The organism is Acuticoccus kalidii (assembly GCF_021556395.1).
GTDB classification, from domain to species: Bacteria; Pseudomonadota; Alphaproteobacteria; order Rhizobiales; family Amorphaceae; genus Acuticoccus; species Acuticoccus kalidii.
Genome location: NZ_JAKGCS010000006.1, coordinates 283,047 through 296,976, shown reverse-complemented (window position 1 = coordinate 296,976; position 13,930 = coordinate 283,047). Strand labels below are relative to the sequence as shown.

The 13,930-nt window shown below is 68.7% G+C and carries 13 protein-coding genes; 5 read left to right on the top strand and 8 right to left on the bottom strand.

Features of this window, described 5'->3' with window-relative positions; all coding sequences use genetic code 11:
- Position 1 precedes the first annotated feature (1 nt).
- Entirely contained in the window at positions 2-1,678 is a 1,677-nt protein-coding gene (locus L1787_RS02680) for an acyl-CoA dehydrogenase family protein (protein ID WP_235706925.1), read from the bottom strand.
- A gap of 154 nt (positions 1,679-1,832) precedes the next feature.
- Here L1787_RS02680 and plsY point away from each other — a divergent pair, with 154 nt between their 5' ends.
- Both plsY and dprA read left to right on the top strand, forming a co-directional pair.
- Positions 1,833-2,450 (top strand): glycerol-3-phosphate 1-O-acyltransferase PlsY, encoded by a 618-nt coding sequence (gene plsY, locus L1787_RS02675; protein WP_235707162.1) that lies wholly within the window; start codon positions 1,833-1,835, stop codon positions 2,448-2,450.
- On the top strand, positions 2,447-3,568 hold the full coding sequence (gene dprA, locus L1787_RS02670; RefSeq protein WP_235706924.1) for a DNA-processing protein DprA: 1,122 nt from the start codon (positions 2,447-2,449) through the stop codon (positions 3,566-3,568). The genes plsY and dprA overlap by 4 nt, the downstream gene beginning before the upstream one ends.
- Positions 3,569-3,570: 2 nt before the next feature.
- On the opposite strand, the gene L1787_RS02665 is transcribed toward dprA, so the two are convergent.
- Positions 3,571-4,680 (bottom strand): isocitrate/isopropylmalate family dehydrogenase, encoded by a 1,110-nt coding sequence (locus L1787_RS02665; protein ID WP_235706923.1) that lies wholly within the window; start codon positions 4,678-4,680, stop codon positions 3,571-3,573.
- 198 nt (positions 4,681-4,878) lie between these two features.
- On the opposite strand from L1787_RS02665, the gene L1787_RS02660 reads away from it, so the two are divergent.
- The 3 genes from L1787_RS02660 (at position 4,879) to L1787_RS02650 (ending at position 7,802) form a co-directional block, all read left to right on the top strand.
- Entirely contained in the window at positions 4,879-5,850 is a 972-nt protein-coding gene (locus tag L1787_RS02660) for a glycosyltransferase family 2 protein (RefSeq protein ID WP_235706922.1), read from the top strand.
- A gap of 114 nt (positions 5,851-5,964) precedes the next feature.
- The gene (locus L1787_RS02655) at positions 5,965-6,966 is read left to right on the top strand and encodes an aldo/keto reductase (RefSeq protein WP_235707161.1); all 1,002 of its coding nucleotides are present in this window, start codon (positions 5,965-5,967) and stop codon (positions 6,964-6,966) included.
- Positions 6,967-7,115: 149 nt separating this feature from the next.
- Complete coding sequence (locus L1787_RS02650) at positions 7,116-7,802, top strand: glutathione S-transferase family protein (RefSeq protein ID WP_235706921.1); 687 nt, start codon at positions 7,116-7,118, stop codon at positions 7,800-7,802.
- A 6-nt stretch (positions 7,803-7,808) separates the two neighbouring features.
- Here L1787_RS02650 and ruvX read toward each other — a convergent pair whose 3' ends face one another.
- Genes ruvX through L1787_RS02620 form a run of 6 tightly spaced genes read right to left on the bottom strand, consistent with a single transcriptional unit; the run spans position 7,809 to position 13,796 of the window.
- The gene (gene ruvX, locus L1787_RS02645) at positions 7,809-8,297 is read right to left on the bottom strand and encodes a Holliday junction resolvase RuvX (RefSeq protein WP_235706920.1); all 489 of its coding nucleotides are present in this window, start codon (positions 8,295-8,297) and stop codon (positions 7,809-7,811) included.
- A gap of 28 nt (positions 8,298-8,325) precedes the next feature.
- Positions 8,326-9,063 (bottom strand): polysaccharide deacetylase family protein, encoded by a 738-nt coding sequence (locus tag L1787_RS02640; RefSeq protein ID WP_235706919.1) that lies wholly within the window; start codon positions 9,061-9,063, stop codon positions 8,326-8,328.
- On the bottom strand, positions 9,060-10,193 hold the full coding sequence (locus L1787_RS02635) for a glycosyltransferase family protein (protein ID WP_235706918.1): 1,134 nt from the start codon (positions 10,191-10,193) through the stop codon (positions 9,060-9,062). Before L1787_RS02635 ends, L1787_RS02640 begins: the two co-directional genes overlap by 4 nt.
- Positions 10,193-11,296 (bottom strand): glycosyltransferase family 4 protein, encoded by a 1,104-nt coding sequence (locus L1787_RS02630; protein ID WP_235706917.1) that lies wholly within the window; start codon positions 11,294-11,296, stop codon positions 10,193-10,195. Before L1787_RS02630 ends, L1787_RS02635 begins: the two co-directional genes overlap by 1 nt.
- Before the next feature lie 4 nt (positions 11,297-11,300).
- Complete coding sequence (locus L1787_RS02625; protein WP_235706916.1) at positions 11,301-12,572, bottom strand: glycosyltransferase family 4 protein; 1,272 nt, start codon at positions 12,570-12,572, stop codon at positions 11,301-11,303.
- Between the two features lie 9 nt (positions 12,573-12,581).
- Positions 12,582-13,796 carry a glycosyltransferase family protein gene (locus L1787_RS02620; protein ID WP_235707160.1) on the bottom strand — a complete coding sequence of 405 codons (1,215 nt, stop codon included), beginning with the start codon at positions 13,794-13,796 and terminating at the stop codon, positions 12,582-12,584.
- Positions 13,797-13,930 lie beyond the last annotated feature (134 nt).

Sequence of the window (13,930 nt, the reverse complement as noted above, 5' to 3'; positions counted from 1 at the left end):
ATCAGCCCTCGGGAACGATGAAGTCGATCAGCGCTTCGGCATCGAACCGGCCGTCGAGCGCGCCGTAGGCGACGCGGTGCCGGTCGCGCAGGCGCGAGGCGATATAGGCGTCCGACACCACGCGCGGCAGGTTGCGCCGCATCGTGCCCGCGGCGGCCAGCATCGCGAGCTGCTCGGCGAAGACGCGGGCGAGCGAGACATCCGCCGCCGCCCGCTCGCCGAGCCGGGCCACATCGTCGACGATATCGCCGTTCTGGTTGCCGAGGTCGGCGCTGATCTCGTCGAGCGCGTCGGCGAGGACATTCGGGTCCCGTTCCACCAAGGCGGCGAGTTCGAGCGCGGCTTCGCTGGCGCTCCCCTCCCACTGGCCGAGGACCGACAGGTCCGCCTCGATCCGGGCGACGGGATGCTCGTCGACCGCGGCGAGCACACCCATCGCGTCCCGCGTTTCGGCGAGGACGGCGGGGGCCGCCTTGAGCGCATAGATGCGCGCCGCGGGCGTCACGATGCGGGCGAGGGCATGGTCGCCATCGCGCTCGAAGGCCTGGTCGAACGCGCTGGCGAGGCGCATCGCGAGCGCGGTGTGGGCCGCGCTTTCGAGCGCGAGATCGGCGAGGACGCGCGCGTGCAAAGGCTGCGCGATCAACGCGCGTCCGAAGCTCTGGCGGTAGCGCGCGGCGTGCGCGGCGCGGGCGATGGCGGCGCGCATCGCGCCGGCGCTGATCAACACGGCGTCGAGCTGGGTGAGCGTGCGGACGTCGCGCATGACCTGAAGGCCGCGGCCGGGCTCGCCGATGAGGCGGGCGTGCGCCCCGTCGAAACGCATCGTGGCGAGCGCCTGCGCGCCGAGACCGCCGACCGACATGAGCCGGTCGATCCGCACCGCCTCGGCGTTCTCCGGCGCGAAGCGGGGGACCATGGCGACGGTGGGGCCCTCGCTCGTCCGGCAGAGGGTTAGCGCCATATCGGAATTGGGAGCGGCGACGAGCCACTTCTCGCCGGTGACGCGGAGCCGATCGCCGGCGGTCATCTCGCCGCGCATCGTGATGTTCGTGCGGTCGAGACCGGCATCACGCTCCGCAAGGGCGAGCGTGACGGTCGCCCCGTCCTTCTCCTCGAGGGGGATGGGGCGGCGGTCGTAACGGCGGCTCGCGATGAGGGGGAAAAGCTCGGTCTCGAGGTCGGTCGCGTAGGCGAGCGCGGCGATCGCGGTGTGGGTCGCCGAGACCGGGAAGAGGTGCCCCCGCTCGCACTGCGCGGTCAGAAAGAGGGCGGCGGCGCGGCGGCGGTGCTGGCGGCGATCCTCCCCCTCCTCCCAGGCGCACGACAGGAGGCCCGAGACGACGCTTCGGTTCATCAGCGCGTGATAGGCGGGGTGGATCTCCACCTGGTCGATCCGCCGTCCCTCGAAATCGAGCGGCCGCAAAGTGGGCCCGTGCGTCGCGGCGAGGCGGGCGACTTCCTGCGCCTCGGCCGAGCCCCAATAGGCGCCGAGGGCCTGAAGCTCGTCCTCCATCGCTTCGTCGAGTGCGGACTCGAGACAGGCGACGAGGACGGGGTCGGCGCCATAGGCGTTGAGCCCGGCATAATCGGGCGTCCGCGACGACGGCGCATCACTCGCCTCGCCGCGGCGCACGCCGATGCGCCGGGTCAGCGTCTCGTCCATTGTCTTATGCACCGCGCCATCCCCCGACCGGACCCCGGACCCGCACACCCATTACCCACGCGTTAACGTGTACCCGTCATGGTTGCTTGCAGCAACGCCCGACTTGCGAGACGGTGAATATTCAGCCACCTATCGCGGCGTACAGGCAACACAATCGGGACATTCAATGCCGGATCCGATCACCTGGGCCGACGCATGGCCGTATTTCGTCTTCTTTTTCGCTTTTAGTTACCTGTGCGGATCGATTCCATTTGGATTAATTTTGACTCGCGCCGCCGGACTCGGCGACGTTCGCAAGATTGGTTCGGGAAATATTGGCGCGACCAACGTATTACGCACCGGCCGCAAAGATATTGCCGCACTGACACTGCTCCTCGATGCCGTCAAGGGCGCGGTGCCGGTCCTCGTCGCTTGGAAATTTGCCGGGGAGCCGGCCGCCGCGGTCGCGGCGATCGGCGCGTTTCTAGGCCATCTCTTCCCGGTCTGGCTGAAATTCCGCGGCGGCAAAGGGGTCGCCACCTATGTCGGCTGCTTGATGGCCGCGATGTGGCCGGCCGGGCTCGCCTTCGCGGCCGTCTGGATCGCGACCGCGCTCGTCTCGCGGTACTCCTCGCTCGCCGCGCTGCTCGCCTCGCTGGCGACGCCGTTCGTCCTCGTCTGGCTCGACGACTATCTGCTCGCCCAGGTCTTCGGCATCATGACGGCCATCCTCTGGTACAAGCACAGCATGAACATCCGCCGCCTCGTCGCGGGCGAGGAAAGCCGGATCGGCAGCAAATCATGAGCCCGCGGACGGAAGAGGACGCGGTCGCCTGGCTGCGCCTCATCCGTTCGGAGAATGTCGGCGCGGCGACCTTCCACGCCTTGCTCGGCCGCTACGGCACCGCCGCCGCGGCGCTCGACGCGCTTCCCGCGCTCGCCGCGGCGGGCGGGCTGAAGCGCCCCATCCGCATCGCGGAACGGGGGGCGGTCCTGCGGGAGGTGGAGACGGCGGACCGGATCGGGGCGCGGCACGTGTTCCTGGGCGGACCGGGCTACCCGCCCTCGCTCGCCGCGATCCACGCGCCGCCGCCGGTGCTGATGGTGCGCGGCGATCTCGAGATCCTGACCCGGCGGCCGATCGCCGTGGTCGGCGCGCGCAAAGCCTCCAGCGTCGGAACCACGATCGCAGGCACCCTCGCCGCGGCGTTCGCGGATCACGGCCACGCCGTCGTCTCCGGCCTCGCGACGGGGATCGACACCGCGGCCCACAAGGCCGCGCTCGCGGGCGGGACGGTCGCCGCGCTCGCGGGGGGCGTCGACCGGCCGACGCCCGAAACGAACACCGCCCTTGCCGAAGAGATCATCCGAACCGGTGCGCTGATCTCGGAAATGCCGCTCGGCTGGTCGCCTTATGCGCGAGACTTTCCCCGGCGAAACCGGCTGATCGCGGGCCTCTCCGAAGCGGTCGTCGTGGTGGAGGCGGCGGCGAATTCCGGCGCGCTGCACACCGCGCGATTCGCGCTCGACGAGAATCGCGACCTCTTCGCCGTTCCGGGCTCCCCGCTCGATCCACGGGCCGCCGGCTGCCTGCGGCTCCTGCGCGACGGAGCCTCGATGGCCATCGACGCCGAGGACGTGTTGCAGGCGCTGCGGCCGCAGCAGGACACGGGACAGTTCGCGGAAGACCCGCCGCCCGCCTTCGCCGTCCCCGTGGCGTTCGAGGATGATCCGCATCCCGGCACGATCGAACGGATCGCCGACAGTCTCTCCCTCTCCCCCATCGCGATCGACACGCTCGCGCGGTCGACGGGGCTGCCGGTCGGCGAGGTTCTGGCCGCGCTCGTCGAGCTCGAACTTGGCGGGCGCGCCGAAATCGAGCCCGACGGCACGGCTCGTCTCTGCCCGGCGGCGACGGCCTGAGCTCAGCGCCGCCCGCCCTTCGGCGGCTCCAGCCGATCGAGGATCTCGTTCGTCACCTCCCGCACCCCGTCGGACCCACCGTGCGCATGGACCTGAAGGGCGCCGGAGCCGAAGCTCTCATCGACGGCGTTCTCGATGAGACGCGCCGCGTCGTTGAGCGGCGCCGTCTCATGACGATCGCCGAGCCAGTCGAGCAGCATGGCGCCGGAGAGGATCGCCGCGGTGGGATTGGCCCGTCCGCTCCCCGCGATCTCCGGCTCGGAGCCGTGCGCGGGTTGGAAAAGCGCGTGATCGTCGCCGATATCGGCGGACGGGGTGAAGCCGGGGCCGCCGACGATCGCCGCCGTCACCGTGGAGAGGAGTTCGCCGAGGAGGCTTTCGGTGAGGATCACGTCGAAGGTCGACGGGCGGGTGAGGAGGGCGAGCATCGCCGCGTCGAGATAGAGGTGCGCCGTGCCGATCCCACGATAGCGCTGTGCCACTTCGTCGAACACGGTGCGCATGAAGGCGTGCGTGACGAGGAGGTCGGCCTTGTCGACCAGAGTGACGGTCGCCGCGCGGGCACGATCGGCGGCGCGCCGCATCGCCTCCTCGAAGGCGAAGCGGCTGACGCGCTCGGTGAGGCGGCGGGTCATCGTGATTTCGTCCCGCGCGATCTCGTCCGTCTCGACGACGCCCTTGCAGCGGGCGCCGAAATGACCGCCCGTCGATTCGCGCACCACGGCGAAGTCGACATCCGGCGTCAGCATTCCGTTCAGGAGGGAGGGAACGCCCGGGATCGTGCGGATCGGACGAAGGCCGGCATAAAGCTCGAACACCGACCGGAGCTCGAAATCCGGCGCGATCTCCGTCCCGTCGACATTGCGCACCCGAGGCAGCCCCATGGCGCCGAGATAGATCGCGTCGGCCTTCTCGCATGTTTCGACGACGGCGTCGGACAAGGCCGTGCCGGTGTCGAGAAAGGCCTGCGCGCCGGCGCGCTTCACCTCGAAGCCGAGAGGCGGCGCCCCCGCCGCGCGGACGGCGGCCGACATGACGGCGAGCGCGGCGGGAGTGACCTCCCGCCCGATCCCGTCGCCCGGCAGCACCGCGACCCGCAAACTCCCTCGCATCGGCCGACCCTTCCCATCACCCTGACGGCGTCACGCAAAGTGCCCGTGACACACGCGCACAATCTACCTATAATTGCAATCTATCGTAGCGACACCGACTCGTGGTACCGGCTGATGGCTGGTCCCGCGAGACGATGCGTATTCGCGCGGACGACGCGGAACCAGACAACGACGCGGACCAAACCAAGGAGGGTGGACATGGCGGATGGACGGGTCGCGATGATCGCGACCGTGAAGGACGAAGGGCCCTACCTTCTCGAATGGATCGCCCACCATCTGGCGCTCGGCTTCGACGGCATCGTCGTCGCCTCGAACGATTGCACCGATGGCACCGACCACATGCTGGACCGGCTCGCCGAGCTCGGCCATCTCACGCATTTCGACAATTATCCGCCGTACAAGAATATCGGCATCAACATTCAGACCGCGGCCTATGCGCGGGCCCGTCGCTATCCGGCGGTCGCCACCGCGGATTGGGTCATCACGCTCGACGCCGACGAATTTCTGAACATCAAAGTCGGCGCGGGCCGAATCCCCGATCTTCTCGCCGTTCTGCCCGACGATGCCGATCTCGTCCCGATCTGCTGGCGCATGTTCGGCGACAACGGCCTCACCGGCTGGATCGACGCGCCGTTGACCGACGTGCAGACCCGCGCCGCCACGCCGCAGAACAACCAGAATCAATGCAAGTCCCTCATTCGCGACCATATTCGATGGCCGATTTTCGGCCCGCATCGGCCGCGTGAGGTTGCGGATACGGATCCGTCAAAGCGCATCCACTCGCAGATGTACTATCCTCACGGTGTCCGCGTGAAAGAAGACAACGAAATGCACCCCTATCGCGGCCGCTTTCGGATCGTCGCGGCCTCCTGGGCGGTGGCACAGATCAACCATCATTTCGTGAGAACATGGGAAACGTTCAAATTAAAGGCGTTTCGCGGCAATGTGTTTCGCCCCGTCCCTGAAAATATATTTGATGACCCGCGATATTCACGCGAGCGATACGACGAATTCAATACAAACGACGAAGAAGACGTTTCGATCCATCGCACGAAGCCGGCGCGCGACCGGATCCTCGCCGAGCTGATGGCCGACCCCGTGCTCGCCCGCCTCCACGCGGCGGCGTGCGCCAGCGCGAAGGAGCGGCTACAGGCGATCGGCATGGTTTGATATCCGCCCCTGAACACGGCGCACGGGCGTGGTCTGCGGGTGCGATGGGCGCTATGGTCGACATGATTGGCGACAATGCGCGCCACCACGCCCGACCCGAGAGAGACCCCCATGATCCCCATGAACCGCCTCGGCCGCAGCGGCCTTCGCGTCTCGTCCCTTTGCCTTGGCACGATGACCTTCGGCGCCCGCACCGAAGAACGCGACGCCGCGATCATCTACGCGCGCGCCCGCGAAGCCGGCATCAACTTCATCGACACGGCGGACACCTACAATGCCGGCAAGTCGGAAGAGATCGTCGGCCGGCTGATCGCCAAAGAGCGCGACGATGTCGTCCTCGCGACGAAGGCGGCAAACCCGTTCGGCGACAATCCGAACCACGCTGGTCTCTCCCGCGCCTGGCTGATGACCGAGGTCGAGCGCTCGCTGAAGCGGCTCGACACCGACCGCATCGACGTTCTCTATTTGCACAAGGAAGACCACGAGACGCCGCTCGAAGAGACCGTGCGCACCATCGAAGACCTCGTGCGCAGCGGCAAGATCCGCTATTTCGGCGTCTCCAACCACCGCTCCTGGCGCATCGCCGAGATCGTGCGTTATTGCGATCAGGCGAACATCACCCGCCCGGTGGTCTGCCAGCCTTATTATCACGCGATGAACCGCGCGATCGAGGTCGAGGTCCTGCCCGCCTGCGGCCACTATGATATCGCCGTCTTCCCCTATAGCCCGCTCGCCCGGGGCGTGCTCTCCGGCAAATATTCCGGCAACACCGTTCCCAGCGACAGCCGCGCCAGCGCCTCCGACACCCGCCTCCTCGAGACCGACTTCCAACCGGCCTCGATCGCCGCGGCGGACAAGATCGTCGCCCACGCGAAGGCGCGCGGCGTCGCCCCCACGGCCTTCGCGATCGCCTTCGTCCTCGCCAACCCACTGATCACCGGCGCGGTCGTCGGCCCGCGCACGCTCGAACAGCTCGAAGCCTATCTCGAAGCCGTCGACGTCGCCTGGACGGCGGACGACGAAGCCGCGGTCGACGCCGTGGTCCCCCCGGGCTCGCACGCGGTCCCGCATTTCCACGATCCGCGTTATCCGCTGGAAGGCCGTCCGACCCGCTGAGGGCCGACTTCGGGAGCGGCCGCACACCGCTCCCGTCCCCGCGGCCCCGTCACCGTACGCGGGTCGATCTCGCGAAAATGTGCTATGGCCCCTATTGGCCGGTGATCGCGGACCGGATAGCTCTTACGCCTTCACAATGGGAGGCGCCGATGCTCCGCTTCTATTTCCACCGCACGCCCAATCCGATGAAGGTCGCTCTCCTCCTCGAGGAGCTCGGCATTCCTTACGAAGTCGTGCCCGTCGACACCTATAAAGGCGAGCAGCACGCCCCCGCCTTCCTCGCGATCAACCCGAACGGCAAGACGCCGGCGATCGAGGATGACGGCGTGCGTGTCTTCGATTCCAATGCCATCCTTCTCTATCTCGCCGAAAAGCACGGCGCCTTTCTCGGCGACCCGACCGACCGGGGCGAGCTGTTGTCCTGGCTCTTCTGGATCGCCTCGGGCCTCGGCCCGTTCTCCGGCCAATGGGTCCATTTCCAGACCGCCGGCGCGGCGGAGGGCGGCGAATACGCCAAGCGGCGCTATCGCTTCGAGGCGCACCGCCACTATCGCGTGCTCGACCAGCACCTCGCCGGACGAGGCCATATCGTGGGCGAGACCTACACCATCGCCGACATGTCCGGCTGGGCCTGGATCCGAATGCATCAGCGCGTTCTCGGCGAAGGCGCGCTCAGCGCCTATCCGGAGATCGAACGCTGGTTCGAGGGGGTAAATGCGCGCCCTGCCGTCACCCGCGCGGTCGCGATCCCGGACAATTTCGCCTTCAAGGCCACGGTCGACGACGAGGCGAAACAGTCGCTCTTCCCGTCAAACTACGTCGCGCACACCGCCTGACGCTGGTCAGCGCGCGGCATTCGGGTAGCCGAGGGCGCGCAGCCGGTCGAGCGCGCCTTGCAGGATGACGGCCGCGGCCACGCGGTCGATCTGCTCACGCCGCTTGGCGCGCGAGGTGTCGGTTTCGAGGAGCGCGCGGTTCGCCGCGACGGTCGACCAGCGCTCGTCCCACGAGACGAAGGGGCATTCGGTCAATTTCGTCATGTTGCGGGCGAAATCGCGCGTCGACTGGACGCGCGGCCCCGCCGTCCCGTCCATATTGATCGGCAGGCCGACGATGAAGGCGGCGACATTATAGGCGGCGGCGAGGGCGAGAAGCGCCTCCGAATCCGCCTTAAACTTGGTGCGCCGGATCGTCTTCAGCGGAGAGGCGATCCGCCAGCCTTCGTCCGACACCGCGATCCCGATGGTGCGCGTGCCGTAATCGAGCCCGAAGAGCGCGCCGGACAGGTCGCCGATCTCCTCGATCGGAGTGAAGGGAGACGCCGCGCTCATCGTGCGTCCACCGCGTGCGCTCGCACCGTCATCGGGCCTCTCCATCCGTCCGCGGCCACAGCGCCCGCGCGTCCGACCATAGAGCGCCGGGGTGGGCCGAGACGAGCGAAACGAACCGCGCGACAAAGCCGTCCACCGCCTCGGTATGAACCGCATGATGGGTGAGAAGGCCGATCGGCCCGCTTTGCGCCGCCGCCATCTCGACCATCGCGAGGAGGGCGTCCTCGCCCGCAAGGCTCCGATCGCCGCGCCATGCGATCGGATCGATGTGGGTGTCGACCCGCTTGAGCGGCGCCGGAACGACATCGCCGCCATAACGGGAAAGGCCGAGATAACCCGCCTGCGCGAGCGGGGCGGCGAGATCCTCCCGCATCCGGTTCCAGGGCGGGACCATCACCGGCCAGAACGCAGGCGAGCCTTCGAGACGCGTCCGCGCGGCACGGCAGGCGGCGACGAGATCGGCGACATCACGCGCGCCGCCGAGCTCGGCCGACTTGCCGGAGCGCTCCCGATTTTCGTGCGCGATTCCGTGTTGCACCATCACATGCCCATGGCGCTCGCAGTGGCGCACGATGCTCGGCTCGGCATGGTTCGGGATGACGGCGAGCGTCAACGGCGCGGCTTCGCGCGCGGCGAGCGCGGTGATCGCGTCGAGACGCGGCCCCTCGCGCACCGCGTCATCGTCGCGCCACCAGACGCGCCGGGGCGTTCCGGCTTCGGCCGCGGCATCGAACAGGCGCGTGAGGCGGTCGAAGACGGGTTTCATCGCCGGGCCGCGATCAGCATTTCGGCGCTGCGGCGCGCGCCCTCGGTGTCGACCGCGTGACGGCCGGGCCGCGGCTCGGCGAGCGCCGCGGTGACGGCGGCGGCGAGGCCCTCGGCCGTCAGCGTCGCCTCGGGCAGGACGCGGGCGAGGCCCCGCCGCGCGAGGGCGTTGGCGCGGTCGGTCTGCTCGGTCTCCTCGTCGGCGGCGAAGGGGACGAAGATCGCCCGCGTTCCGGCCGCCATCACGTCGAGCACGGTGTTGTATCCGGCTTGGCTGACCGAGAGGCTCGACCGCTCCAAAAGTGCGCCGAAATCCGGCCGGTTCGCCTCCACGATCGCGTTGCGGGGCGCACGGTCGCGCCAGGCGGCGAGCTTGGCGCCCATTTTCGGCGAGACGAGAATACGCCACCTCACCGCCTCGTCGCGCCGCGCGGCGCCGATGGCCGCCTCGACGAGGGTCCCGCCGACACCACCGCCCCCGGCGGAGACGACGACCTCTCCCGCCCCGTCCAAATCGCCTTCGGACACGGGCCCGGTCGGGGGCGCGGACGGCGCAGGCCGGTGCACGAAGCCGGTATAACGCAGAAGATCGGCGACCTCTCCCGCCGCGGCGAACGAATCGTCGAGGCGGACGAAGGCCGGGTCGGCGTGGACGAGGATCAAATCGTACCAAGCCCGCGCAAGGCCGGTCATCGCCGCCTCCTTCGCCGCGCTCTTGCGCACGAGGACATCGCGGACCGAGCTTGCGACCACCGTTTTCGCCGGCATCGCCTCGAGCACCGGCAAGATTTCGCCGGCGAAGGCCCGGCGGCCGAACGGAAAGGTCTCGGTGAGGAGAATATCGGGGTTCGCCTCCCGCACGATGCTGAGGAAGTGCGCGCGGCGGCGTTCCTGGATCTCGGCATAGGGCGTGCCGTCCTCGGCGAGGATCGTGCGGAAGCTCGCGTCCGTCGCCGCAACGGGATCGAGCGCGGCGGTCCTAATGCCCGACAGGTCCAACGTGGCCGGCGCCCGCGCCCCGAGGACGAGCGTCACCTCGGCGCCCGCGTCACGGAGCGCGTGGGCGAGCGCTGCGGCGCGCACGGTGTGGCCCGTGCCGAGAAGATGCTGCACCCAGATGACGGCGCGCATCAAAGTGGCGCGACCGCTTTCAGTCCACTCGCCGTGAACGAGAGGCGATGCGCGACCGCGCGCGTCACGAGTGCGTCGAGACGGGCGGCGCCCACGTCGATATCGTGCTCGCCGGCGAAGGCGCGCGCGGCCTTGCCCATCCGCACCCGTCGCGGTGGGTCGGCGAGGAGCCGGTCGATCGCCTCGGCGAAGGCGGCCGGATCGCCCGGCTCGACGAGAAGGCCGGTCTCCCCGTCGCGCACCACATCCGCGACGCCGGGCGCCGCGCCGCCGACCACCGGAAGCCCCGCCGCCTGCGCCTCGAGAAATGCGAAGCCGAACGGCTCGTCGAGCGCCGGCCAGACGAAGAGATCGCCGTCGCGCAACAAGGCGGCGAGCGCCGGCTGATCGAGCAGGCCGACGAAGGTGCCCGGCGGGAAAAGCGGTTCGAGCGCCGGTCGCGCGGCGCCGTCGCCCGCGATGACGAGCTCGGCCGCGCCCGTCAGCCTGCCGAAGGCGTCGGCGAGGACGCGCAGGCTGTCGGCCTTGCGCCCCTCCCGCATCATCGCGGCCGACACGAGACGGTTGCCGGTCGGCGGGCGGCGCTCACCGAGAAAGGGCCGTGTGTCGATGAACGCCGGCACCCATTCGAGGCGGCGGGGCATGTACCGTTCGAGTTCGACATGGTCGTGCCGCGTGACGGCGGCGACGACATCGGCGCTCGCGAGCGCGATATCGGCGAGAGCGAAATGCCGGCCCCACGGTCCGGCCGCCTGCTTCGGCGCGCGGCTCGCCTCGACGATCGCATAAGGAAGCCCGAAGCGCGCGGCGAGGGTCGGGCCGAGAAGATCCGGCGCCTTGTGGTAATTGTGGTATGTGAGCACCACATCGGGCGCGCCCTCCAGGCGCCACTCGGCGGCGATCCGCTCGATCTCGGCACCCGCCTCGGCGAGCAGCGCATCGAGGCCCTCCGGCGTCGGTCGCCACGTCACGAAGCGCGAGGGGCAGCGGACCGTGTGTCCCGCCCGCTCGAGCGCCGTTACGATGAGGCGCGCGAAGGTGCGATCGCCCGAGGGGACCGTGTGGTCCGGGGATTTCATCGGTGTGAGAAACCCGATCCGCATGGGTTCAAGCCGCCTTTTGCTCCCGCCCGGCCTCTGCCAGGCGGCCGGCGAGATAGGTGATCCCCGGCGCCGACGAGAACGCGGACGCGACGCGCGCGATGCCGGCACGCCCCATCGCCTCGCGACGCGCCGGGTCCGCCGCGAGGCCGCCGATCGCCTCGGCGAGCGCCGCAGGATCGCGTGGCTCGACGAGGATGCCGGTCTCGGCGGTGACGATTTCGGGGAGGGCCGAAACGCGTGTCGATACCACCGGCAACCCCATCGCCATCGCCTCCATCACGACGTTCGGCAGGCCGTCCCGGTCGCCGTTCCTGGCGATCCGGCTCGCGAGGACGAAGAGATCGGCCCGCCGGTAGGCCTCGATGACGTCAGAGCGCGCCCGCGGACCGGAAAAGTCAACGCGGCTTGCGATCGCAAGCCTGTCGCACAGCGCCTTGAGACGCGGAATGTCGGAACCGCCGCCGATATGCTCGAAGCGCCAATCGAGCCCCGCCGGCAGACGGGCGAGCGCCCGCACGACATCGTCGAGCCCTTTCTTCTCCACCGCGCGGCACACCGACAGGATCCGGATCGGTCCGGCCTGTCGCCGCACCGGCGGAGCCTCGAACCGCGAGAGGTCGAGCCCGTGATAGACGAGGGCGACTTTCTCCCGGCCGGTGGCCGCGACCGACAAAGCGTTCAGATGGCGCGCGTTCGTGGCGGTGCAGGTCGCCCCCCATTCGGCGTCCGCGATCTTCTCGGAAAGGTCCCAGTCGGGAGTCGTATAGATGTCCTTCGCGTGGGCCGAGAAGGCAAACGGCAGCCCCCGCAGCTTGGCGGCATAGCGCGCGACGGAGGCCGGCGTGTGGAGGAAATGGACGTAGATCATCGCGACATCGTCAGGCAGCTCCGCCGCGAGGACGGCCGCCTGCCCCCAGCGCCGGCGACGGCTCGCCGAGCGGTCCCGGGCAAGGTCGGCGCGATAGGCCGTCTCGGCCGCCTCATAGGCCGGCATTGCGGCGACGATCGCGCGGGCGCGGCGCACCCGCTCCGGGTCGTCGCGCAGATATTCGGGCAAATAAAGGACGGGCGCGGTGATCTCGCGATGGAGATCGTGCACGGCCCCGTCGGTCGGATGACGGAGCGAGACGATGAGGATATCGAGCCCGGTCCGCTGAAGGCCTAGGATTTCCTGTGCGATGAAGGTCTCCGACAGACGCGGATACCCTTTGACGACGATGGCGATGCGCCGCTTGCCCGTCACGATAGACCCACTTTCACCGCTCGCGATCGACACCTGGCCGCATCATCGCACCAGTGAAAGTTGGGACTTGGCCGGCGTCCCGGTGCGCAGGATCTCCTCGGCCCGATCGTTGATCACCTCGAGACCCGACAACAGCTCGTTATGGCCGGCAGCCGACGGCGCGGTCTGCTCCGGCAACCCGGCGAGCGCATCGACCATGATGTCGACGTCGGGATAGGCGTCGATCGGCAAGCAGGTGACGAGCCCCGCCGCCTCGGCCTTGTGGGCGCGGATCGCCTGCTCGCGCCGCGGCACGACGCGCGGGACGAGAAGGGTCGGCTTGTCGAAGGAGAGGATCTCGCAGAAAATATTGTACCCGCCCATCCCGACGATCGCGGTGGCTTCGGCCATCAGCCGCTCGATCACCGGCGTGAAGCGCAGCACCTCGACATGGCGAAGCGCTTCGGCGCGCGCCTTGAAGGCAGCCTGCGCCTCGGCCGGCATGAAGGGACCGAGGACGACGAGCGCCGGGAACAATGGCCGTTCGTGCGCCTCATAGGCGCGCAGAACCCAATCGACCAGCTCCATCCCATCGCCGCCGCCGCCCGGCGTGACGAGGATAAAAGGCTCCTCGCCGAAGGGTCGGTTCTGCACCGCCCCATCGCTCGCTGGGATCTCGCGCCGGAGATAGCCGGTGAAGAGCATCTTTTCGCGAACGCGGTCGGACACGTCGATGCCCTCGAGCGGGTCGTGGATCTCCTTGCGGCCATAGACCCAGATATCGTCATAGATCGATTCGAGGGCGCGCACGGCGTGCTTGCGCTCCCACTCGCCGGCGAGCGACGCCGGATCGTCCATCACGTCGCGCAGGCCGAGAACGAGGCGGCTGCCGCGCCCCTTCAGCATCCGCAGCGTCCCCTCGACCTCGCCGCGCAGACCGAGCGGCTCCTTGTCGACGATGAAGATGTCGGGATCGAACACGTCGGCCGTGTGCTCGATGATCGAGGCGCGCAGCTTCAGCATGTCCTCGATGTCGAGCCGGAGCGAGTGGGACGAATAGGCGCCGTCCCGCAATTTGATGACACCGGGAACGCGCACGAAATCGACCCGCGAGCGGAAGTCGAAGCTGCCGATGATCGGTGAGCCGGAGAGAATGATCACCGACAGGCGCGGCATGCGCTCCACCATCGCATGGGCGATGGCACGACATCGGCGCAAGTGACCGAGCCCGAACGAGTCGTGCGAGTAGATCAGGATACGAGGGTGTTCGGTCGGCATAAGGCTGGCCATCCGGAATCCGGCGAGGCGCCGTCATGACCACCCCAACCAAACTCTAGCTATGCGACAGTCAACTCCGCCGCGCAACAACTTGAAATTGACTGCATAATGGTGACAACAATGCTTTCCCGCAG